The following is a 19,790-nucleotide window of genomic DNA, read 5'->3' as shown; positions in this document are numbered from 1 at the left end:
TGGAATTCCGTTCAGTCTTGTTCGTTGTCAAAGGGGCTTCGGGACGGGGTCTTTCCGTTGCCGACGGGCTCGGTTTCGAGCGTCAGACGGTGATCCATCCGGTCTTTCTTGGTCTGCAAATAGCGAACGTTCTGTTCACGCGAAGGGACCTCGGTGGGAACCATTTCCACCACCGAGACGCCAGCCTGGGCCAGGCGGTTTTGCTTGTCCGGATTGTTGCTGAGCAAACGGACTTCATGCAGGCCCATCTCGGCCAGGATCTGACCCGCGGCGCTGTAAGAGCGCGCGTCTACGGGCAATCCCAGCTGTTCGTTGGCCTCGACCGTATCGAAACCGGCCTCTTGCAGAGCGTAGGCCTTGATCTTGTTGGCCAGGCCAATGCCTCGCCCTTCCTGGCCCCGCAAGTACAGCAGCGTCCCACCTTCAGCGTGGATGAGCTCCAGGGCAAACGCCAATTGCTCGCCGCAATCGCAACGATAAGATCCGAAGACGTCACCGGTGAGGCATTCGGAATGCAGGCGCACCAGTGGCGCCTGGCCATCCTTGGGCGCGTTGGGGGAACTCACGGCAAGGTGTTCCACACCCGTAACGTGGTCCGTCCAGGCCCTGGGCTACAAAGTCACCAAAGGCGGTGGGCAGCTGGACAATGGGGCCGCCGCTCACCGGGTGGGGCGTGGGCTCGGTGTCGTCGCTGCTGCGCGTTGTCGGTGCGGTCATCGCTTCTCCTCGTCTGCCACTGAAACGTGTGCCGTCTGGGACTCTACCGCGTCAACGTATGCCACCAGATCCTCAATGGAGATGAGGGGGCATCCGTGTTCGGCGGCGAAATCGCGCAAGCTGTCCAGGCGCATCATTTCACCATCGTCATGTACCAACTCAGCGATCACGCCCACCGGAGCAAGCCCGGCAAGCCGACACAGGTCCACGGCTGCTTCCGTGTGTCCCGGACGTTCACGCACTCCCCCCTTAACCGCCCGCAGCGGGAAAATATGCCCGGGGCGTGTAATCGCCGCCGGAGTGCTCTGCGGGTCGGCGAGGATCCGGGCCGTCAATGCGCGGTCCGTGGCCGAAATACCAGTGCTCACTCCGATCGCCGCATCGCAGGAAACGGTGTAGGCGGTGCCTTTGGCGTCCTCATTGACTGCCACCATGGGCGGAAGCGCCAGGTCGTCCGCCCGTTCCGCTTCAAGCGGAACGCAAATGACGCCCGATGAATACCGGATGGTCCACCCCATGAGGGCGGGCGTGGCATGTTGGGCAGCGAAAATGATGTCGCCTTCGTTCTCGCGGTCTTCGTTGTCCACCACGATGACTGCCTGGCCGGCAGCCATCGCCGCGATTGCAGATTCCACGGGATCCAGGCCTGTACGACCCGACGCCGTCGAGACCGTCTTGGTCGGCGTGCTCATCGCGCAACCTCCTGGTTTTCGGCAGACTCGCTGGCTGTTTCCGCGCTGGCCGTCTCTGCGTTGGCGCGGTGCGCCGGGGAGCCCTGTGGAGCAAAGGACAGGAGCCGCTCCGTGTATTTAGCGAGTACATCCACTTCCAGGTTTACCCGTGCGCCAACCGGCTTGGCCCCCAGGCCTGTCTCCTCCAAGGTCGTAGGAATGAGCCCTACCTCGAACCACGGAGCCGCTTCAGCAGCCGCGCTCACTGCCGTTACAGTCAGTGAAACACCGTCGACGGCGATCGAACCCTTCTCGGCAATGTACCGTGCCAGCGGCCCAGGGACGCCAAACCGCAAACGATCCCAGTTGCCCAGCGGCTCCCGTTCCAGCAGCTCACCCACGCCGTCAACATGTCCTTGGACCACATGGCCGTCCAGACGCCCGCCAGCAGGGACGCAGCGCTCGAGGTTCACGGTGTCGCCCGCGGCCAACTCGCCGATGGTGGTGCGGACCAGGGTCTCCCCCATGACGTCGACGCTGAAATCCTGCCCGTCAATCCGGGTTGCGGTGAGGCAGACTCCGTTGACTGCGATGGAACCTCCCAGGGCCAGGCCCTCGGTGCTGGTCGGGGCTTTCAGCCGCAACGTCGCGCTGGCATCGCCGTCGCGGTCAATACCCAGGACGGTGCCCTGTTCGGCAACGATTCCGGTAAACATCAGTGTCCTCCTGTGACGTATTCCGCAGCTTCACTGCGCGGAATGGAATTCTTGGTTGTGCTGGCCGCTGCTGTAGCGACCGCTGATCTCATTGACCGCAGATGCAGCCGGAGGTCGTTGCCGAGGGTCTGTACCGCCCCGCCACCGGCATCGTCCCAGGCCCAGTGTTGGGCATCGGCCAGCGTGGTGATGCCGAGGTCGTTCAGCGCAGGCGTTCCGGATCCCAAAAGGGTTGGAGCAAGATAGACGATCAGTTCGTCCACCAATCCAGCAGCAAGGAACGTACTGAGGATGCTGGAACCGCCTTCCACCATGAGGTGCCTGACGCCTTGGTGGAACAGTTGGCTGAGCGCTTCCGCCGGATCCCTGGTCTGCAGGTGCACGAAACGGCCATCGGTTCCGCGTACCGCAGCGTCTTCGGGAACGTCCCGCAAACCCATGACGGCGCGGAGCGGCTGGCGCTGCGCCAGGCTGCCGTCGGATGCCCGTGCCGTCAGACGTGGATTGTCGATAAGTACCGTGCCAGTGCCCACCAGGATTGCATCGATGAGGCCCCGCAATCCGTGGTTGTCCGCGAGGGACTCAGGACTGGAGATCCATTGGCTGGTACCGTCCACTGCGGCGATGCGGCTGTCCAGCGTCTGGGCGATGTGCAAGGTGACGAACGGACGTTGGGTTGCGACGGCGTCGAACCATTCTCGATTGAGGTCAAATGCCTTGTCGGCGCCGAGGCCGGATTCGACGTCGACTCCCGCCGCTTGCAGCGTGCGGGCACCGCCCGCGGCGGGATCGTGGGGATCATCGACGGCGTAAATCACCTTGGAGATCCCGGCCTCAATGATGGCCTGTGCGCAGGGACCGGTGCGGCCCACGTGGTTGCAGGGCTCCAGGGTGACCACCATGGTGGTTCCTGCAAGATCCACGCCCTGACGGCGTGCCTCAAGAATGGCATCTGCCTCGGCGTGGGCTGTGCCGGCTCCCCGATGGTAGCCAACGGCGAGCTGTTCTCCCCCGGGGCTGAGCACAACGGCGCCCACCAACGGGTTTGCTCCACGCGGCCCGCCCAAGGCAGCTGCAAGGGCCACATCCATAGCCGCAGTTTCGGCGGCATTGAAGAGTTTGGGGTTCAGAGTCACGGAGCGACTCCTACTACAGCAGGGGCCCGTGACGGTCGTGGCACGTTCGCGCTTCTCTGCCCGCCACCACACGAAGAAACCGGTCAACGTAAAGAATCCGTAGAAAAGATACATGACGGCACTGGCGTAGTACCCGGCGCTGAAGAGCAACGGGACGCCGACTATGTCAACGGCCACCCAGATGAGCCAGAACTCGGTCCATCCCCGGGCCATACCGTATGTGGCCAGCAGGGAACCTGTGAAGGTCCAGGCATCAGCCCACACGGGCGGGTAGGAGCCCAGCGCGTCGAAGAGGGGTGTCAGGGCGGCCGTTCCGGCCACCATTGCCCCAAGGAGGGCGATGCGGACTTTGTTACTGGCCCAGCCCGGGACGATTGCGCGTCCCTGGTTGCTGGCCTGCCGCCCTTGCTGCCAGCGGTACCAACCGTAGACGGCCACCGCTATGAACATGATCTGCCGTGCAGCCTGTCCCCATAGGGTTGACGGGGTGGCTGCGCCGAAAACGTTGCCGAGGAAGACCGTCAGCAGGAGGATATTTCCCAGAATGCCTACAGGCCACGCCCAGACTTTGCGGCGCATTCCGCCGAGGGCGCTGGCGAGCCCAAAGATGTTGCCAAGCACTTCGCGTAAAACAAGCGCAGATCCTCCAACGGGAATCTGTGCTTCGAAGAGCCATCGCAGAAAGTCCATGCCGTTCCTTCCCAGTAAGCCGCGATGGCTCCGGGGGTGTACGACAGCGCACTGCGCGGCGTCCCTAAGGACGCACACAGCATGACTGTACGTGCTTCTCCCATCCAGACTTTAACTGTCGGTACCGGAATTCCACCGGTTCAACCGTTTGCCAGCGGGATTCCAATGACTTGGATCCCAAGGCGCGCGGGTCGCGGACTATAACCGCCGGTTCGGACTTACACCGACCCCGGAGCACGTATGTGTGTTGCTATTCTGCCACAACTGCGGAGATGCCTGAGCTATTCCCCGCAATCTTCGTAACATCTGATGACGGTCGTCACGGTTTCGCCGAGCCGCCCGCCATTGCTGCCTTGGACCCGGCCGCTCGGAGCCGATCGATTGCCGCGGCAGGGTCTTCATCCCCGTACACAGCTGAGCCTGCCACGAAGACGTTCGCCCCCGCTTCAGCTGCGCGAAGGATGGTTTCCTCGGTGATCCCGCCATCCACCTGAATGGCCACGCCGATTCCGGATCCGTCAATGGCTGCGCGGGCGCGGCGGATCTTGGGCAAGGTGATATCCAGGAAGGACTGGCCACCAAAGCCCGGTTCAACCGTCATGATCAGGAGCATGTCCAGTTCGCTGAGCATGTCCAAATACGGCTCAACCGGAGTGGCAGGCCGCAATGCCATACCCGCTTTTGAACCACGGGCCCGCAGTTCACGGGCAAGCTTGACAGGCGCCATGGCAGCCTCGACATGAAACGTCACCGACGCGAGGCCCGCGTCCGCATAGGCAGGTGCCCACCTGTCAGCATCTGAAATCATCAGGTGTGCGTCCAAGGGAACCGGGCTGACGGCTTGGATCCGCTGTACCACCGGCAGGCCAAGCGTCAGGTTGGGAACGAAGTGGTTGTCCATGACATCCACGTGCACGGCATCGGCGTTGCCGATCCGCTGCAGCTCCGCCTCAAGGTTGACGAAGTCGGCGGACAGGATGCTCGGGTTGATACAGCACTGAGACAAGGCAGCCCCTTTGGGTCAGTTGTTTTATCGATTTGTGTTCAAGCGAGGATGGCGGGCCAGGACTTTTGCGGAGCCAGGACTTTTTGCGGAGCTAGGGCTAATTACGGAGCTAGGACTTTTTGCGGATGAGCGCCATGAACATGGCATCCGTGTGGTGAACGTGCGGCCAAAGCTGGGCCGTAAGCTCGTGCCCGGCCCCAAGGCTTCCCGAGAGGCTTACAGCGTCCAGTGCCTTGCCGGCGTCGAGCAGCTCAAGGTCATCACGTTTTCCGAGGACATCACCCACGACGGCTGTGGTTTCCGCCGGGTGGGGTGAACACGTCACGTAGGCCACAACGCCTCCGGGCTTGACGGCGTCGATAGCCGAAACCAGGAGTTCTCGCTGCAGCGGACCAAGGTCCGCGATGTCCTTGGGTGCACGGCGCCACCGTGATTCGGGACGCCTGCGCAAGGCACCAAGACCACTGCAGGGAACGTCCACCAATACCCGGTCAAAGGAGTCGGGCTGTTCGTCGCCGACCTCACGTCCATCACCGGTCCGCACCGTCCAGGATTCCGCAGGTACCGCAGACAACGCCTGCTGGACCAGCTTGGCGCGGTGCGGTGCAGGCTCGTTGGCGAGCAAGGTGGCGCCATCACGGTGAGCCAGGGCGGCAAGCAATGCAGCTTTGCCTCCCGGCCCTGCGCACAAGTCCAGCCACCGCTCTCCTTCGCCGGCAGGGGCTCCCAGATCGACGCTTGCAACTGCGCGGGCTACGAGTTGTGAGCCGACATCCTGAACGCGGGTAGTTCCCCTCCGGACCGACTCGAGCCTGCCAAGGTCGCCTCCGGCCGACAGCGCGGAGTCCTCTACCAGCTCTCCAGCCGCAGCCCCGTTTTCGAAAGCTTCCTCAAGGTTCCCCAGCCCTGGCAGAGCAACCAGATTAACCACAGGCGCCGCGTTGTCTGCCTCCAGCAGGGCTTCAATTTCGGTTTTGGATCTTCCATGGTTCACCAACGACTGGCGAAGTGCGCGGACGATCCATTCCGGGTGTGCGTGACGCAGTGCAGCAATCCTGGTCTCGTCAGTCTCCTGCTCCAGCAGGACGTCCATCCACTCGGCCATGGTGTGGGCGGTGACTTTCCGCAAGACGGCGTTGATGAGCGCAGACGGCCCGGCGCCGATGACCGCGCGGGCAAGGCCCACGGTTTGGTCCAGCGCAGCATGGGCAGGAACGCGCATGGAAAGCAGCTGATGTGCGCCGATGCGCAAGGCATCAAGGATCGCTGGGTCGAGTTGTTCGAGGGGCCGGTCCACGCAGCGGGCCAGGATGGCATCGTAGGTGCCCTGTCCCCGCAATGCACCGTAGCTCAGCTCGGTTGCAAAACCAGCGTCGCGGCGGTCCAGCCGATGTTCCCGGATTCTGGCAGGAAGGACAAGATTGGCATACGCGTCTTCCGACGCAACGGCGCGGAGGACTTCGTAAGCTACCAAACGCGCAGGATCAGCACGACGCGTGCGCTGCGACGGGGCGTTATTGGAGTAACCCCGCTGTGGCCCCCTGTTTCGTTCCCTGCCCTGGGCATTGCGCTTGCTGTCGCTACGGGCCCTCCACGATTGGCGTGTCCGCCACCGTCCCGGCTCCCGCTGTTGTTGGGGCCTCGCCGGCCGGACTCGCTCATTGGAATACCACTTTCTCAGGTGCAGCCAAGCCGCGGGCCCAGTCGGCCGGCGACATCATCTTTTTGCCGGCGGGTTGAATCCGCCCCAACTCCACTGCATGGGAACCAGTGCCTACCAGCACTGACTTTCCATCGACCCGGACCGCTCCGGGAGCAATGTCCTTGACGTCGGGCCGGAGCCCCACGGGTTCAAGCTTGATCCTTTGACCCTCCAACGTGGTCCACGCGCCGGGCTCGGGCGTAACGCCACGTGCCCTTCGATTCAGGGCAAGCGCCGGCTGTTGCCAGTCCAATCGTCCGTCCTCGAGCGAGAGTTTGGGGGCCAGGGAAACCTCGCCGGTCTGCGGCTGGGGCGCCGCCTGACCGGCGTCGATGGCCGACAGCGTCTGGCTGAGGAGGACGGCGCCACTCACGGAAAGGCGCTGAAGAAGATCACCAGCGGTGTCAGCCGGCCGCACGGTTTCGGTTAGCGTCCCAAACACCGGGCCCGTATCCAGCCCTTCTTCCAACTGGAAGGTAGCCGCCCCAGTGACGTCGTCACCTGCGATGATGGAGCGCTGCACCGGAGCAGCACCACGCCACGCGGGCAGGAGCGAGAAGTGGAGATTGACCCAGCCGTGCCGGGGAACGCCCAAGGCAGCGCGAGGCACGATTCCCCCATAAGCCACGATGGCGGCTACGTCTGGAGCAATTTCAGCAATTCGTGCCGTAGTGTCAGCGTCCACCTTGGCAGCGCGAATGACCTCGATGCCAAGTTCCTCGGCCCGGGCGGCAACCGGTGACGGCGTCAGAACCCGCTTGCGTCCCAACGGTGCATCCGGGCGGGTCAGGACAGCAACGATGTCAAAGCCAGCCTTGACCAAAGCATCCAAGGATGGGACGGCGACTGCCGGAGTACCTGCAAAGAGGACCCTCACTCGGGAGCCCCGAAACTGCCGCCACCAAAGCTGGAACCAACAGAGCTTGCCCGCTTGGATGTGGTTTGCTCCGTCACAGCGTGGTAGTTGGCGTTTCGGATGGCACGCAGCGCGGCTTTTCGGTCTTCGCCCTCCAGCCTGTCCGTATAAAGGACGCCGTCCAGGTGGTCGGTCTCGTGCTGGAAGCAACGTGCCAACATACCTTCGGCCTCAACCTCTACGGGATTGCCATTGAGATCCACACCCGTGACACGCGTTGCGCGGTGACGGCGCACGGGAAAACCAAGGCCGGGTATGGAGAGGCAGCCCTCAACTTCATCCGGTTGGAAATCTTCGCTGTTTTCCAGGACCGGGTTGATGATGTGTCCCTCTACACCGCCAATGCGATAGGTGAAGACCCGCTTACTAACGCCCACCTGGGGTGCGGCGAGGCCTGCGCCTTCCACGTCCTCCATGGTTTCCATCATGTCTGCTACCAGCTTGGCGAGCTCCGGACCGAATTCAGTAACGGGATCGGCTACGGTGCGCAACACCGGATCCCCAATGATTCGGATACTCAAAATTGCCATCTGCTGTCAGTCCTCACGATCGTCACACTCTGGTCCGGCTGTTGCGGAGCCTAAGCCAGTTTAGTTGAGTGCAAGCTGCTGCCGCTGTCCCTGGTCCCAGCGCCTGCAGGCACCAGGGAGGCGGACTCCAACGACGGCGACGCCGGCTCCAACGAGGGCGAGACGAACGACGGCGGCGGGACGGGCATGAGTGCCTGCCCAGCCGCAGTTACATCGGCAGACATCTCCCACACCCGTCTCAGGGCACAGAACTTCCACCAATGGTGCTTAAGGACATCCGGGTTGGCTCGTTGAGGCCTTACTTCCGTTTCTCCGATAGCCACGGCCAGCAGCATTGGATTCGCACCAAACTTCCACGGCTCCCACTCCCCCGCTACCGGGTCAACGAGGCTCTCTTCCGCCTTCATTCCCGCTACCAGTTGCATGACGACTTTGTCGTCGAGTGCCTTGACAGTGCCATCGCGGGTGGTGCCCTTGGTCTTGTAATCGATCAGGCAGATGCGCCCGTTAATCCTCGCAACAAGGTCCAGCGTGCCGGCATAGCCAACAGTCTTGTTCCAAACAGTGATTTCCGGAGCCAGGGGCTCCACCCTGTACAGCTCCCACCATTCGTCAAAGCGGGCTGCAAAGGCCTGCTCACCGTGGGAGGCAAGCTCATCACGGCATTCCTGCATCCGATGCGGACGACCCAGGGCGCGCAAGGCCACCTGCTCACAGTAATTGTGGACGCGATCGCCTCTTGCCGCAGCTTGGTCCCTGTAGACCTCAGCTGCCTTGGAAGCTTTGTTGACCGCCTGCCGGATCCTCGCCGGGCTGCCAAGCAAGGCTGGAAGTTCGGGATCTGCGGCCAAGCTGCTTGCTCCCATATAACTGAACCAACCGTCCAGGGAGTGCGCCTGCTGCCCTATCACCGTGGTGATGGAGGGGACAGAGAATTGCTCCGTTGTGGAGCGGGCGTACATTCGTCCGTAGTCGGTAGCGTGGGCAAGAAGTGGAGCAGTCATATAAAGACTCTGACACAGAGCACCGACAGAATTCCCCTCAGCTGCCAGGCGCGCCTGCTCTTGCTGGGCGAATTCCGCCTTCGACGGGCCGTTCCCCAAAGATCATGGCCGCCTGTTCAGCCGGCAGGCGGGCGAGCTTTGCCGCGAGGATGGGCGACGTCGTGGCCAAGTCCTTCAGGAGTGCCTCGGAGTCTTCAGGTTCTGTTGTTCCATTCATGTTGACGCTGTGCACTGGCCGGCATTTTTGTGACGCTGGAATGCTCCGCATGCACCGAACGTGGCTCGGTATCGCAGCAGTTGACCATCAACAGGGCTGCGGCGGTTTTGAAGTGCGGCAGTTATGGAGAGTGCTGAGGGGAATGCAAGTGGGGAAGAGCGCGTGGTTGGCGTTCTTCCCCACTTGGGGTTGCTGCGGGGGCCGCGGTAGCGGCGCCCTGCAGTGGGTGTTAGTTGTTGTTGGTGCGGCGGTTGCGGACGAGCATCAGGGCTGCGCCGGCGACGAGGAGGGCTCCTGCTGCGTAGAGGATGCCGGTTCCGACGCCACCGGTCAGCGGCAGTTCAAAGCCGCTGTTGGAGGGGATGTTCTTGACTTGCAGGTCGATCCCGACGCCGGTGGTGGTGCTGTTGATCAGGAAGGAGACCGGCTCGGCGAGCAGTTCGTAGCCTGCCGGGGCGGTGGTTTCCACGAGGTAGTAGGTGCGGTAGTCCGGGGTTCCGGGTGCCACGGCTGCGCCGTTGGCCCAGTCCGAGTAACGCAGGCCCGAGATCGTCAGGGTGCCGTCCGCGGCGACGGTGAAGACGCTCTGGCCGTTGAGGTCGACCGGGTTCGTTCCGGCTTTCGCGTCGGCTTCGTTGGTGTAGACGGAGAACGCGGCACCGGCAAGGGCTGCACCGTTCTCGTTGACCTTCTGCAGGGTCATTTCGCCCCACTTGGTCACGACCGGGGGTGTGACGACCGGGCCGCCGGGCTGGCCCGGGGCGATGGTGAAGCTGGCAGCGTTGGGGTAAACGAGGGCTTCGTTTTCGATTTCACCGATGGTGTTGACCTTGGTGTTGACCATGACCTGCACGCGGGTGTCGGTGTGGGCTGCCAGTTTGGCCAGGCCGGCGGGGGTGAAGATGACCGAGACGGTGTTGTTCGCGGCGTCGAAGTTCACGGTGTAGTCCGTGCCCGCGGTCAGGGCTGTGCCGTCAGCGAGGGTCGCGGACGCGCCGATGTAGGTCAGCTTCTGGTCCAGGACGTCCACGATCTTGTAGCCATCGATGACGGCTTCGTTCGGGATGTCACCGGTGATGGTGAAGTCGATCTGGTCCCCGAGCTTCACGTCCGGGGCGTCCGTGACGGTCTTTTCAGCACCGGCGACGGAGTTCTTCGGGTAGACGTGGACGTCGTAGATCCAGTTGTCGTTGTTATCCGGGTCCGTCAACGGCACGGAGACCAGGAACGGGGCCGAGGGTGTCACACCGGCCGGGTAGTTCGTTTCCGTCACCAGGTACAGGCCCACCGGCAAGGCGGTGAAGGCTGCGGTGCCGGCAGCGTCGGTGGTCTTCACCTGGGCAGCACCCAGGGTGTACCCGGCGCCGGTGATCGAACCGTTGGGATCGGCCGGGGCGAAGACGCTGGAGAGGTTGTGCGCGGCGTCCCAGCCGGCGTTGGTGGACAGGTCAATGGTGTTGACCTGCTCGATGGTGAACTCGATACCGGCCAACGGTGTCAGGCCGGTCGTGTCCACGGACGTGCCGTTGTTCGGCAGGCCCGTCGGGGTGGAGGGACGTTCGAACTTGTGGACCGTGATGGAACCGGTCATGTCCCCGTCAACCAGGGGCGCAGCCGAAGCCGGGGCCACGGAGAAGGACATCGCCAACACCGCCCCGGCGATCGTGGCGGCGGCGGTCTTCCAAAGCCGCCCGGTGTGGTGATTACTCACAGTGTTTTCCTCTTTCATCGTGATGGTTCTTCCTACAGGTGGTACTCGGAGATGGACATGCACCGCCCCGCCCCGCAACACGCACAGGGCCAGGAGGGAACTCTTCTAAGTGGTAGTAGTGGGCTGCTGCCGGCGGTGGTTGGCGGCCAGGGCCAGGGCGAGGGCGGCCAGCAACAGGGCCGATCCTGCGGTGGTGAAGGGCCACCAGCCGATGCCGCCGGACTCGGGCAGCTCCAGGGCCGGAACGTCCCGGACCGTGAGCAGGAAGATCCCGTCACCATCGGCGTCGGTACTGGTCACAACCCCACCGGAGCCGGAGCCTTGACCCGTGGAGCCTTGTCCGAGGGTTACGGTGCCGTTGGTGGCGATGGTGAATTTCACCGGTTCGGCCAGGAGGTTGAACCCGTCCGGGGCGGTGGTTTCTTCAAGCCAGTACGTTCCGGGCTGGATTCCTTCGAGTTGGAACCGGCCTGTTTGCCCCGCCACGGCGGTGATGGTGGGGCTGGCCAGCACGGCACCGGGGGTGCCGGCGTTATCGACGTGCACCGCCCAGGTGGAGCCGGCCATCGGCACCCAGGTCCCGCCGGAGGACTCGCCGATCTTCTCGATCAGGACCTTCGCCGGGGTGTGATGGGTGGTGGTGCAGTCAGGGCCGGCCGCCCCCGAAGAGGGTGCGCAGGTCAGCGGGGGTGTGGTGGTCGAGGTGCCCGTCACGACGTTGACGAGTTGTTCGTTCCATGCCCCGGCCTTGACCAGCACACTGTACGTCAGGGTGGCCGTCTGACCGGCCGGCAGCGTGAACGCCGCCGTGGTCAGCACCGTGGAGGGCGGTACGGGGTTGGCCACCGGCACGGGCGCTCCGGTGCCGATGACCAGGGTCGCTGACCCGGCCACAAACGTCGCGTCATCCAGGACCTCTGCCAGGTTGTCCTTCAGCACCACCCCGGTGATGGTGCCGCTGATACTGGACGCCGTCACCGTATACACGATGGTCTGGCCAGGGCTCACGGACTGGTTTGCGGGAACGGACCCGTTGACCGTGGCGCTCTTCTTGATCTTCCACGCAGCCGGCGCGGTGACCTGCGCATCATCGGTTGCCGAAACAGGCAACCCCAGGGGCGGGTTCCCGGTGACCTTCGCCGTGTTGGTCACCAACCCCGTGGTCACATCCGAAACCGTGACCACATACGTTGCGGTCGCCGTCACGGACTGCCCCGGCAAAAGAATCCCCGGAAGGCCAGGCCAGGCATACGACAAAGCCGACATCGTGCCCGTTCCGGAGAACAGGGTTTCGGTGATCACCACCGAAGTCAGCGTCACGTTGCCCGTGTTCTTCGCCACGAACGTGTACGTCGCCGTTTCACCGGCCACCAGCGTGGTCTTGTTCACCGTTTTCACCAACGTGATCGCCGGAGCGGACGAGGGAGCAACAGTGAAGAGGTAATCCTCCACCTCACCGGAATCCGATGCACCGATCGGGACCTGGACCTGGGCGGTCGTGTAACCGATCCGGAACCGCGCATACGTCGTCCCCGCACCCACCCCGGCAGGGACCGCCCAGGTCAGCGTCGCCGACGTGGCACCGGCCGCGAAGGAGGCGCAGGCCCGCTCGGTAGCGCTGTCGAAGATCCCGTTCCTGTTGAAATCAATCCACCCACACGTCGTGCCCGGCTTGCCCGCCCCGCTGATCGCCACCGTCGTGGAATAACCCGTAGAACCCTGCACCATCGGAGCCAGTGTCACGCCGTCGTCCATCAGGTCCAAAGCCGCCGTCGCACCCGCATTCGGCGAAACCGTGCCGTTCGCCACCGACGCGTTGTCCTCAGTAACATTCGCCCCCAACGTCACATCCGACAGATCCGCCCGCGCAGCATTGTTCTGATCGTAGGAAGCAGGCGCATCACCAAAATCCTGCGGAACAGTCACCGCCATGACGAAGTTGTCCGCGTTATGGTTTGGATCTTGGGCGTCGTTGATCGTGTATGGCGGAAGCGCGCTGGTGGTCTGGACAAAGACCGCGCTGATATCGAACGTCAACGAGGTCACAATGCCATTGATACGGACAGACCCACAGGCCGCAGTCGCTTGGGCATTTACAGGCTGAGGATCGTTCGTTTGGGTGGTCGTCTCGCACCGAGTACCTGCGTTGTCGTTAGTGGCCGTAATGGCATTTCCCGACACGCTAAGGTTTCCACCGGAAAGCTTGGTCATCGTCAAGCCCGCGGTTGCGAGATTCAACACGGCGTGGAGCTGGGACTGGCGGTCGACAGGTCCTTTCTTGTTGTCGTACCAAGTCACGTTTCCACCGAGGCCAGCGATGTTGAGCACAGGATTCTTCACGGGCTGGCTAAACGCGATCGTGACCGTCCCCAAGCCGCTACAGGGACCGGTTGCCGCGCAATTATTGACCGCGTTGGTAGCGAATTCAACAGCCGGGGACCCAGTCCCAATGTTTTGTGAGAAATCAGAGGCCACATATCCACGGCTGCCCATCGTTGACTGTCCCACGAGGTCAGTCAGTCCGGATTGATCATAGGTGGCCGTAAGACCGGATCCTGGCATCGTCAAAATAGCCGCTCCGCCGGTAACGTTTGCCTGGTTGGTTGCTACTTCGTAGGCGTGAGCTGATGGACTTAGGTGGAGCACCCCCATTGAAAGTGCGCCAAAAACGACCATTAATACGGCAACGAAGGCTGTTATTTTCCCAAGCAGATACTTCAAGGGATTCTCTCCAATGAACAGTGACCGACAGACCCCACAGCCGACGGCCAAACATATGTTGCGGAGCCTGACCGATTGCGTCCGGCAAGGTCGGGTCTCCAGTCAAAGGAGTGCGGGATTGGAAAAGTTCATGTCGCGAAAAGCGAAAACTCTTTGAGAAGCTCGGGGCTCCCCAGGAAGGCGACCGGGCCGGAACTCGGACCTTCTGGCAGGATCCTGAGCTGGCCGGAAGAGGCTGTCATCTGGAACAACAGCCTGGTGGACTTTGATGCCCTCCAGCGCAGGATGGTTACTGCCAAAGCCGAACTACCGGCTCTGGCCCATCACCTGCCGGCAACCTTCGCGGCCTTCGATGTCCCGGAGTGCTGGATGAAATCACCACCGAGGAAAGCTTTCTGAGAAAACGCGTCACTACCCTCTGCTAACGCGCACTACGTAGACGCGCGGCTCAAAGGCCACGGAATCTCTGTTAGCAAAACAGACTGTGGCTTCTGGCCCCCGTCACAAGCGCACCGCCTGCACAGTTTGTCCGGACTGAGTACGCAGGTCAGTGCGTACCACGTTGAACAGGGGGACAACCCCCCGTCCTGGCCAACGTGCAGTGTGGCCGGTCACCTCCGGTTGGCCGGTCACACACCCCCGGGCATAAGGCACCGAATGCGACTTGGTGGAGTCCCTATTCTGTCGGTGGAACGGCGTACACTTTAATTCGAACATATATTCGAAAAAAGGTGTGTTGTGGGCGTGATAGTTGGCCCCCGTGTGATAGATGCGGGACTCTCTCTGGTAGCTGTACTGATGGCACCGGTAGCGGTTGCTGCTGGCTACCCCTCACCGGCCCAGGATTACTTCGACGGTCGCATTGACCTGAACGAGCACCTGATCAAGGACGTGACCAGTACCTTCATTGTCCGAGTCACCGGGCAGTCCATGCAGCAGGCCGGCATCAGCGACGGCGATGAGCTGATCGTCAACCGCGCACTGGAGCCCAAGGACGGATCTGTCGTTGTCGCTGTTCTTGACGGCGAGCTGACCATCAAGAGGCTAAGGATCACCGCCCACGGTGTCGTCCTGCAGGCCGACAACCCGGACTTTCCTGACATCAAGGTTCCTGCGCTCTCGGACCTGACCATCTGGGGCGTTGCGACACGGTGTTTGCACCATGTCTAAGCCCGCAATCATGCGCCGGATGCAGGAGATAGCGCATGTGGACGTGAACTGCTTCTATGCCTCAGCCGAGCGTGTCTTCAATCCCGCACTGGAGGGTAAACCGCTCATAGTTCTCTCCAACAACGACGGCTGCGCGGTCACCCGTTCACCGGAAGCCAAGCGTCTGGGCATTGGGCTCGGCGAGCCGTGGTTCAAACTGCGCCCCCGGGCCAAGGAATGGGGCCTGGTGGCCCTGTCCAGCAACTACGAACTGTACGGGGACATTTCAGCCAGGGTCATGGAGCTGCTGGGCAGGTATTCAGCCTGGCTGGAGGTCTACTCCATCGACGAAGCATTCCTGGGCGTCAAGGGTGAACCCGATGAGCTGCTGCAGCTGGGCCGGACGATGAAAGAAGCCTGCAGGCGCCACGTCGGCGTGCCTGTCTGTGTGGGCATCGCGCCCACGAAAACGCTGGCCAAGCTGTGCAACAAATGGGCCAAGAAGAACCCTTGGTTCGATGGCGTCTGCCGCTGGGAATCTGTACCCGTCGAGCAACGGGAAGCACTCATGGCGAAGCTGTCGGTGATCGAAATCTGGGGCGTGGCCACCAGACTCACCAAGCGCCTGAACGCGATGGGAATCTTCTCGATCCTGGACCTCACCCGGGCTAATCCTGTGGCGATCCGCGACAAGTTCTCCATTGTCATGATGCGCACAGTTCTGGAGCTGCAAGGCACTCCGTGCATTCCCATGGAGGAAGAACGCATCGGCCGGGACCAGCTGATCTTCTCGCGGTCCTTCTCCACACCAATCACCACCGGTGCCGGATTGCGGCAGGTCATGAGCGTCTACGCGCAGATGGCCAGTGCCCGCTTGGCCAAGCATGACCTGCAAGCCAAAGTTCTCACCGCGTTCGCAGCAACGTCGCACTTCAAACCAAACGAAAAGTCCTGCCCGTCGGTGTGTTTGGCCCTGCCGATGCCCACCGCTGATCCTGTGCTCCTGACCAGGGCAGCCCACGCCCTACTCCCCCAGGTCCACGAGGGAGTGAAGTACGTCCGCGCCGGGATCATGGTCACCGACCTCCGCCCGACCGGTAATCAGAAGCCCCTGGAATTGTTCGAGAACCCGCACGAAGAACGCGGCATCGGCATCCTCGTCGAAGAGGTCAGCAAACGATACGGCCGTGGCTCCATTGGACTGGGCCATGCCGGCATAAAAAACGGGCCGGACTGGTCCATGAAACGCGACATGCTCTCCCCCAGATACACCACCCACTGGGACGAACTCCCCCTCGTCAAAGCCGCCTGACCGGCAGCAACAGCAGAAAGGAAACCGCAGTGACTCTCGCACCCGAAGCCTGCACCGCGTAGCTGTCGGCGCCGGGGACGTCGCCAGCGTTGAGTACTGGCAGGTCCAGGCCAAAATGCCCAGCACCAACACCGAGCTGCATACGTTCACGCTGCGCCGGGAGCCGCCGGCCACTGGGTGGCAGCTCGAATCCCCGTTCCCGGGCAGCAGTGGGAGCGGGCCCGGCCTGCCTGAGTGCAGCGCGGAAGCTGGTTGGGGCCGATGCGAGCGCCTGGATCCAGTGCGGTGGGTGCTCGCTCCAGCCGTAGGCCAGATCCACTGGGCAGGCGCACAGACCACAACAGTCTGGAGCGGCTACATGGATGGCGCCGCCTGCTCCGGCCGCCGAGCCGCCGAGCCGCCGAGCCGCCGATGAAATCCTCGAAAAACTCTCGCAACCGGCGCTCTCATCCGTCCGGACGGGGCGTGGGCTGTTCCTTCCGCCCCGGGTCAAATCCTCGGCCCGAATGGGATACTGAGCTATGGCTTTTTCCTCGGGCAGGGGCACTCCGGGTGTGGTGGTAGTGGTCGGTGCGACCGGCCGGCAGGGATCGGCCGTGGTCCGTCACCTACTCAAAGACGGTTGGCAGGTGCGCGCCCTGACCAGAAATCCGTCCAGCGACGCTTCACAGGCCCTGCGCGCGCTCGGCGCCCAGGTTCAGCAGGCGAACACCGAGGATCCCGGCTCTCTTCGGACGCCGTTCCAAGGGGCCGACGGGCTTTTCAACGTCCAAAATCCCATGACCAGTGGAATCGACGCCGAAGTCCGGCAAGGCAGCAACGTGGCGGAGGCCGCCGCTGAAGCGGGCATACGCCACGTGGTGTACGGGGCGGCAGGAGTCAGCGACCAGCCAACAGGCGTCGGTTCCTGGGACTCGAAGCTGGTTATCGCCCGGCGCTTTCGCGAACTCGGACTGCCGCTCACCGTGCTCCGGCCAATGGCGTTCATGGAACTAATGACGGACAAAGGTTACTATCCGCAGTTTTCCACCTGGCACCTGATGCCAAAGCTGATGGGCCCGACCCGGCCGGTGGGCTGGCTCTGCGTTGACGATCTGGGTGCCATCGCCGCCCGGATGTTCGCCGACCCCGAACGGTGGAGCGGCGCGGTGCTGGGACTGGCATCTGACGTGCGGTCAATAGACGAGTGCCGCATCTTGTGGCGGGAACGGACCGGACGAAAGCCCCGTGGTTTGCCGATGCCGGAGAAGCTGTTTGAACGGTTCGTGGGGAAGGACCTCACCACCATGTGGCGATGGCTGCGGACCGGGCAGTTCGACATGAGTACGCAGGCAACGCGCGAGGTCCTGCCGGAGGCCCGGACCGTTAAGGAATGGCTGATACAACGGCCAAAGTGAGCGGTACTGAGCACCGCGGAGACCGCGGGGCTGCCGCTTACCTTACCTGGCGGAGGTCGGGGCTCGAACTGCTCCTTGGTTGGAGGAAGGCACGACGCCGAAGACGGCACGGCAGCCGCTTTCCTTGAGTTATGGCGCCGTCGGGAAGGCGTCAGGCTGGTTGATGGTTCGATCCTTCCGTGGCTGTTGGTTACAACGACAAACACCACCAGGAATCTTCAGCGATCAAAGGTCCGCCATCGAAGGCTCTTAGACGCCATTCCCAGACGCAGAGAAGCCGAAGCGGAACTGGATCCGGCCCATCCAAACCACGACTCGTCGATGAATGATGAGGTCGCAGCGGCGTTGGCTGTCTTGAAGCCCTTGGACCTCAGGCTGGTCAGCCTTGTCGTTTTCGAAGAGTTGCCCTTGCCAGCGGCAGCTGAAGCACTCGGGATTTCACCCGGGGCAGCTAAAGTCCGTCTGCACCGTGCCCGCCGGAAGCTGAAGGCTGTGCTGCCTCGATCACCTCACCATGTCCATTCGCCAGTATTGAAAGGAGACCCGTCATGAACCCCCTCGACTGCCGTTTACAGCGGCACGGCAACGATTGACCTTGGACAGGCTCCCGCTGGTGCGACGGGTGTTGAGGTGGAACTCACCTGCCTCACCGAAGGTAAGTTCGTTTTCCCGGATGGCGCCAACGTCTCCTGCTCTTCGTCCGATCTGGGAACACGCGGTGCCTGGTCAAAATGTGTCGTTGCTTTGGAGCCCTCAACACAAGGGGTGACCATCACAACCGATACTGGGAACAGGTGGCAGATCAGCGCCAGATACATCGCACAAGCTCCTACCGAGTGGAAAATCAACGCGAAGGGCGAGAGCTATGGCGTCGAGGTGCCAGGACGCGAAGCCCCGGACCTACTCGCAGTAATCGCCACCAACGGAGCAAAGGGCTACGTGTACTCGGACCAGATGAACGGAACCGATCCGGCAAGCCCGGAAGAAGCTGCCAGGAACCTGCCTAGACACCAACGCGAAATCCCGGTTTACCTCAGCGATGGCACCACGCCTGAAAACAAAGAAACCCCCGGAAAATCCGGGGGTTTCTGTTGGTGGGCGATACTGGGTTCGAACCAGTGACCTCTTCGGTGTGAACGAAGCGCGCTACCACTGCGCCAATCGCCCCGGTACAACGGGTAAAAGCTGCATCAACTCGCTGATGCATACAGAAGACTAGCCCACCCGGGCTGGATTGCAAAACGCGCTCAGACCACTGAACCACAACGGTGGAATTACAGCCGTGAAACTCCCCAAGAGGCCCGTAAATTCAAGGATCCAAGCCCCTTGGGAAGCAAAAGCAAGCAACCGATTTGGAGTTTGAAGCAACCTCCTATAGAGTTTTTACTCGTCGGAAAGCGACGGAATGCCTACTGGGCAGGCCGGCGTAACGGCACTGCGGACGTAGCTCAGCTGGTAGAGCACCACCTTGCCAAGGTGGATGTCGCGAGTTCGAATCTCGTCGTCCGCTCGCAAGGCACTGTCAAGGCAAGAATTCCTCGGAATCTGCTTACACGGTGGGTTGGCCGAGAGGCGAGGCAGCGGCCTGCAAAGCCGTATACACGGGTTCGAATCCCGTACCCACCTCGGTGAAAACCATGTCTTCCAGTCACGGCTGGATGCATGGGCGATTGGCGCAGCGGTAGCGCGCTTCCCTGACACGGAAGAGGTCACTGGTTCGATCCCAGTATCGCCCACCAGAACAAGGCAACTTGTTTGTTGTTGAAGGCCAGGCATTGCCGGGCAGGCAACATGTGCGGACGTAGCTCAGCTGGTAGAGCACCACCTTGCCAAGGTGGATGTCGCGAGTTCGAATCTCGTCGTCCGCTCTCCTTTCATTAGGACCCGGAAACGGGCGATTGGCGCAGCGGTAGCGCGCTTCCCTGACACGGAAGAGGTCACTGGTTCGATCCCAGTATCGCCCACCAGAACAAGGCAACTTGTTTGTTGTTGAAGGCCAGGCATTTGCCGGGCAGGCAACATGTGCGGACGTAGCTCAGCTGGTAGAGCACCACCTTGCCAAGGTGGATGTCGCGAGTTCGAATCTCGTCGTCCGCTCCAACGAAAAAGGCAGCTCCTCGGAGCTGCTTTTTTTATGCCCACGCGGAGCCAAATGCCATTCATCATTTGAGGTAACTGATACACCTAAGAAAAAG

General features: G+C 62.3%; 18 protein-coding genes, 7 tRNA genes, 2 pseudogenes and 1 riboswitch. Of the genes and pseudogenes, 12 read left to right on the top strand and 15 right to left on the bottom strand.

What is annotated here, in order from left to right; translation table 11 throughout:
* Positions 1–11: 11 nt before the first annotated feature.
* From ribA to LDP01_RS00945, 13 genes and pseudogenes are all read right to left on the bottom strand, one after another.
* Positions 12–717 (bottom strand): annotated as a pseudogene (gene ribA / locus LDP01_RS01005) (GTP cyclohydrolase II).
* A complete protein-coding gene (gene ribB, locus LDP01_RS01000) occupies positions 714–1,409 on the bottom strand; it encodes a 3,4-dihydroxy-2-butanone-4-phosphate synthase (protein WP_224089666.1) in 696 nt (231 codons plus the stop codon). The pseudogene ribA and the gene ribB overlap by 4 nt, the downstream one beginning before the upstream one ends.
* Complete coding sequence (locus LDP01_RS00995; protein WP_224089665.1) at positions 1,406–2,104, bottom strand: riboflavin synthase; 699 nt, start codon at positions 2,102–2,104, stop codon at positions 1,406–1,408. Before LDP01_RS00995 ends, ribB begins: the two co-directional genes overlap by 4 nt.
* Positions 2,104–3,195 carry a bifunctional diaminohydroxyphosphoribosylaminopyrimidine deaminase/5-amino-6-(5-phosphoribosylamino)uracil reductase RibD gene (ribD, locus tag LDP01_RS00990; protein WP_224090953.1) on the bottom strand — a complete coding sequence of 364 codons (1,092 nt, stop codon included), beginning with the start codon at positions 3,193–3,195 and terminating at the stop codon, positions 2,104–2,106. The genes LDP01_RS00995 and ribD overlap by 1 nt, the downstream gene beginning before the upstream one ends.
* Positions 3,196–3,279: 84 nt before the next feature.
* Positions 3,280–3,930, bottom strand: a pseudogene (pnuC, locus tag LDP01_RS00985) (nicotinamide riboside transporter PnuC); the annotation flags it as partial.
* A gap of 87 nt (positions 3,931–4,017) precedes the next feature.
* A riboswitch (FMN riboswitch) is annotated at positions 4,018–4,172 on the bottom strand.
* 77 nt (positions 4,173–4,249) lie between these two features.
* Positions 4,250–4,936, bottom strand: coding sequence for a ribulose-phosphate 3-epimerase (gene rpe / locus LDP01_RS00980; RefSeq protein ID WP_224089664.1), 687 nt, complete (start codon positions 4,934–4,936; stop codon positions 4,250–4,252).
* 109 nt (positions 4,937–5,045) lie between these two features.
* Positions 5,046–6,617 (bottom strand): transcription antitermination factor NusB, encoded by a 1,572-nt coding sequence (locus tag LDP01_RS00975; RefSeq protein WP_527249060.1) that lies wholly within the window; start codon positions 6,615–6,617, stop codon positions 5,046–5,048.
* Positions 6,595–7,515 carry a methionyl-tRNA formyltransferase gene (gene fmt, locus LDP01_RS00970; protein ID WP_224089663.1) on the bottom strand — a complete coding sequence of 307 codons (921 nt, stop codon included), beginning with the start codon at positions 7,513–7,515 and terminating at the stop codon, positions 6,595–6,597. The genes LDP01_RS00975 and fmt overlap by 23 nt, the downstream gene beginning before the upstream one ends.
* Positions 7,512–8,084 carry a peptide deformylase gene (def, locus tag LDP01_RS00965; RefSeq protein ID WP_224089662.1) on the bottom strand — a complete coding sequence of 191 codons (573 nt, stop codon included), beginning with the start codon at positions 8,082–8,084 and terminating at the stop codon, positions 7,512–7,514. The genes fmt and def overlap by 4 nt, the downstream gene beginning before the upstream one ends.
* 50 nt (positions 8,085–8,134) lie before the next feature.
* A complete protein-coding gene (locus tag LDP01_RS00960) occupies positions 8,135–9,088 on the bottom strand; it encodes a PD-(D/E)XK nuclease family protein (protein WP_224089660.1) in 954 nt (317 codons plus the stop codon).
* Positions 9,089–9,125: 37 nt separating this feature from the next.
* Positions 9,126–9,305 carry a hypothetical protein gene (locus LDP01_RS00955; RefSeq protein WP_224089659.1) on the bottom strand — a complete coding sequence of 60 codons (180 nt, stop codon included), beginning with the start codon at positions 9,303–9,305 and terminating at the stop codon, positions 9,126–9,128.
* Between the two features lie 229 nt (positions 9,306–9,534).
* Positions 9,535–11,016, bottom strand: coding sequence for a SpaH/EbpB family LPXTG-anchored major pilin (locus tag LDP01_RS00950; RefSeq protein ID WP_224089657.1), 1,482 nt, complete (start codon positions 11,014–11,016; stop codon positions 9,535–9,537).
* Between the two features lie 105 nt (positions 11,017–11,121).
* Positions 11,122–13,356: a CLIPPER-2 domain-containing protein gene (locus LDP01_RS00945; protein ID WP_224089655.1), complete on the bottom strand. Its 2,235-nt coding sequence runs from the start codon at positions 13,354–13,356 to the stop codon at positions 11,122–11,124.
* A 1,119-nt stretch (positions 13,357–14,475) separates the two neighbouring features.
* Here LDP01_RS00945 and LDP01_RS00940 point away from each other — a divergent pair.
* Entirely contained in the window at positions 14,476–14,907 is a 432-nt protein-coding gene (locus tag LDP01_RS00940) for a LexA family protein (RefSeq protein ID WP_224089653.1), read from the top strand.
* Complete coding sequence (locus LDP01_RS00935; RefSeq protein ID WP_224089651.1) at positions 14,900–16,198, top strand: Y-family DNA polymerase; 1,299 nt, start codon at positions 14,900–14,902, stop codon at positions 16,196–16,198. The genes LDP01_RS00940 and LDP01_RS00935 overlap by 8 nt, the downstream gene beginning before the upstream one ends.
* Here the strand turns inward: LDP01_RS00935 and LDP01_RS00930 are convergent.
* Positions 16,185–16,517: a hypothetical protein gene (locus LDP01_RS00930; protein ID WP_224089649.1), complete on the bottom strand. Its 333-nt coding sequence runs from the start codon at positions 16,515–16,517 to the stop codon at positions 16,185–16,187. The two genes, LDP01_RS00935 and LDP01_RS00930, sit on opposite strands and share 14 nt — an antisense overlap.
* On the opposite strand from LDP01_RS00930, the gene LDP01_RS23835 reads away from it, so the two are divergent.
* The 4 genes from LDP01_RS23835 (at position 16,479) to LDP01_RS00915 (ending at position 18,717) form a co-directional block, all read left to right on the top strand.
* A complete protein-coding gene (locus LDP01_RS23835; protein WP_527249059.1) occupies positions 16,479–16,613 on the top strand; it encodes an FAD-dependent oxidoreductase in 135 nt (44 codons plus the stop codon). The two genes, LDP01_RS00930 and LDP01_RS23835, sit on opposite strands and share 39 nt — an antisense overlap.
* A gap of 106 nt (positions 16,614–16,719) precedes the next feature.
* On the top strand, positions 16,720–17,595 hold the full coding sequence (locus LDP01_RS00925) for an NmrA/HSCARG family protein (RefSeq protein WP_224089647.1): 876 nt from the start codon (positions 16,720–16,722) through the stop codon (positions 17,593–17,595).
* Between the two features lie 75 nt (positions 17,596–17,670).
* A complete protein-coding gene (locus LDP01_RS23830; protein WP_224089646.1) occupies positions 17,671–18,147 on the top strand; it encodes an RNA polymerase sigma factor in 477 nt (158 codons plus the stop codon).
* Between the two features lie 213 nt (positions 18,148–18,360).
* Positions 18,361–18,717 (top strand): hypothetical protein, encoded by a 357-nt coding sequence (locus tag LDP01_RS00915; protein ID WP_224089645.1) that lies wholly within the window; start codon positions 18,361–18,363, stop codon positions 18,715–18,717.
* Here the strand turns inward: LDP01_RS00915 and LDP01_RS00910 are convergent.
* A tRNA-Val gene (locus LDP01_RS00910) sits at positions 18,688–18,762 on the bottom strand. The genes LDP01_RS00915 and LDP01_RS00910 overlap by 30 nt on opposite strands.
* 270 nt (positions 18,763–19,032) lie before the next feature.
* Here LDP01_RS00910 and LDP01_RS00905 point away from each other — a divergent pair.
* The 6 genes from LDP01_RS00905 to LDP01_RS00880 all read left to right on the top strand — a co-directional run bounded on the left by LDP01_RS00905 (position 19,033) and on the right by LDP01_RS00880 (position 19,695).
* Positions 19,033–19,105 (top strand) — tRNA-Gly (locus LDP01_RS00905).
* A 45-nt stretch (positions 19,106–19,150) separates the two neighbouring features.
* A tRNA-Cys gene (locus LDP01_RS00900) sits at positions 19,151–19,221 on the top strand.
* 38 nt (positions 19,222–19,259) lie between these two features.
* Positions 19,260–19,334, top strand: a tRNA-Val gene (locus tag LDP01_RS00895).
* Between the two features lie 56 nt (positions 19,335–19,390).
* Positions 19,391–19,463 (top strand) — tRNA-Gly (locus LDP01_RS00890).
* A 24-nt stretch (positions 19,464–19,487) separates the two neighbouring features.
* Positions 19,488–19,562, top strand: a tRNA-Val gene (locus LDP01_RS00885).
* Positions 19,563–19,619: 57 nt separating this feature from the next.
* Positions 19,620–19,695 (top strand) — tRNA-Gly (locus LDP01_RS00880).
* Positions 19,696–19,790: the final 95 nt, after the last annotated feature.

Source organism: Arthrobacter sp. StoSoilB13 (assembly GCF_019977255.1).
Taxonomy (GTDB): domain Bacteria; phylum Actinomycetota; class Actinomycetes; order Actinomycetales; family Micrococcaceae; genus Arthrobacter.
The sequence above is the reverse complement of the archived record's forward strand: the minus strand, read 5'-3'. Positions and strand labels throughout refer to the sequence as shown.

Coding starts and splice junctions, on each gene's coding strand:
- ribB (WP_224089666.1), bottom strand. CDS start 1,409: ATGAGCACGCCGACCAAGACGGTCTCGACGGCGTCGGGTCGTACAGGC.
- LDP01_RS00995 (WP_224089665.1), bottom strand. CDS start 2,104: ATGTTTACCGGAATCGTTGCCGAACAGGGCACCGTCCTGGGTATTGAC.
- ribD (WP_224090953.1), bottom strand. CDS start 3,195: ATGGATGTGGCCCTTGCAGCTGCCTTGGGCGGGCCGCGTGGAGCAAAC.
- def (WP_224089662.1), bottom strand. CDS start 8,084: ATGGCAATTTTGAGTATCCGAATCATTGGGGATCCGGTGTTGCGCACC.
- LDP01_RS00960 (WP_224089660.1), bottom strand. CDS start 9,088: ATGACTGCTCCACTTCTTGCCCACGCTACCGACTACGGACGAATGTAC.
- LDP01_RS00955 (WP_224089659.1), bottom strand. CDS start 9,305: ATGAATGGAACAACAGAACCTGAAGACTCCGAGGCACTCCTGAAGGAC.
- LDP01_RS00935 (WP_224089651.1), top strand. CDS start 14,900: ATGTCTAAGCCCGCAATCATGCGCCGGATGCAGGAGATAGCGCATGTG.
- LDP01_RS00925 (WP_224089647.1), top strand. CDS start 16,720: ATGGCTTTTTCCTCGGGCAGGGGCACTCCGGGTGTGGTGGTAGTGGTC.